At 59.3% G+C, this 1382-nt stretch carries 1 protein-coding gene and 1 pseudogene; one reads left to right on the forward strand and one right to left on the reverse strand.

Translation table 11 applies throughout. The annotated features are described in order from the left end of the window. Positions 1–969: AraC family transcriptional regulator (locus A3730_RS24510; RefSeq protein WP_063539178.1), on the reverse strand; the 969-nt coding region annotated here is incomplete at its 3' end. Between the two features lie 207 nt (positions 970–1176). Here A3730_RS24510 and A3730_RS24515 point away from each other — a divergent pair. Further along, positions 1177–1382: pseudogene (locus tag A3730_RS24515) on the forward strand (SRPBCC domain-containing protein); the annotation flags it as partial.

Raw genomic sequence — 1382 nt, forward strand, 5'->3', positions numbered from 1 at the left:
GAACGCATGGTAAAAATTGGCGGTATCGGAAAAACCCAGTTCAGCGGCCAGGCCGTGCATGTCGCAACGGGGCTGGCTCAGGGCCTTGCAGGCATGCTGATGGCGCACCTGATCGCGCAGTTGTGCAAACCGCGCACCTTCTTCCTGGAGGCGCCGCTGGAGCGTACGCGGGGTCATGGCCAGCGCATCGGCCACCGCTTCCATGGTCACCGTATGCTCACCGAGTAGCCGCTCCAGATGCTTGATCACCTGCCCGGTAATACCCGCCGCCCGAGACAGGCCTGCCAGCACCTGGTCCGCAGAACGGCGTAATCGTTCATTGTATTTCGGATAGGCGCGGGGCAACGGTGTGCCAAGCAGCTCGGCACTGAACTGGATGGCATTCTGGCTGGCAGCAAACGACAACGGACACTGGAAAAAGGCGCCATAGCTTTCCAGCTCATCAGGCGATGGCTGGCCGTGCAGGAAGCAGGCGCCAGCCAGGGGCATTTCCGCCCCCAGTAATGAGCGCCCGATGGACACCATGGTGGCCACCACGACTTCGTTGTGTGCCCGCGTGGCCGTAAAGCGCAAGGTCGGGTCCTTGCTGATCACCGATAGCTGCACATTCTTGCCGTGCAGGTCGAGAGAGAAATCCAGGTAGGGAACCACCAGATCCTTATAGCGAAACAGCATGCCGATCCCGTTATCCAGGGTATTGGCGGTAGCCATCAGGTTACCCAGCAAGTCCAGATTGCCATAATGGTTATCCGCCCCCACATGCAGGCCGAATAGCGGATCATCACTTTCCGTAAAGGCGGCATAGAGCAACGCATCCAGCTGCCCGAGGCTGATGAAGCGATCGCTGCGGCCGACAATATCCGCATCGATCCCCACCTGCTCGAACAAGGCCTGCACGTCCAGTTGATCACGTAACGAGACTTCAAGAAGCCCCGGCAAAATCGAGGCCGGTAACAGTGTTGTTGTCATGCTGACTCCTCGCAATCACCCGAAACTAGGCAAAGGCCCCGGGCAGGTCAACAACGTCTGCCGAATTGGCCCGTTTTACCGACTGGAGGTTGGTGCCTACTGTGCGTAATCTAGGGAGCTTTGAATAATGGCTTTGGTGCTATCGCAGTGGCCTGCGTCACGCACTTCCTGGCAGCCCCTTCCACCCAATAAAAACACGGATGCAGCATGCTAAAACGTTATCTGGTCGACGAAGTCACCGACACCCGCGCCTCCCGCAAACAAGCTTTCAAACTGTTTGTCGACGCCGACAACTGGGCCAGCTGGTGCTCGGTGGTCCGCCACGCCCGGTTACTTAATGGTGGCTGGCGCCCCGGTGCCCTGCTGCTGTTTGTGGTCGACCTGCCTCGCCTGCCGCCAGCCCCCGTGGTGGT

The organism is Alcanivorax sp. HI0044, assembly GCF_001634945.1.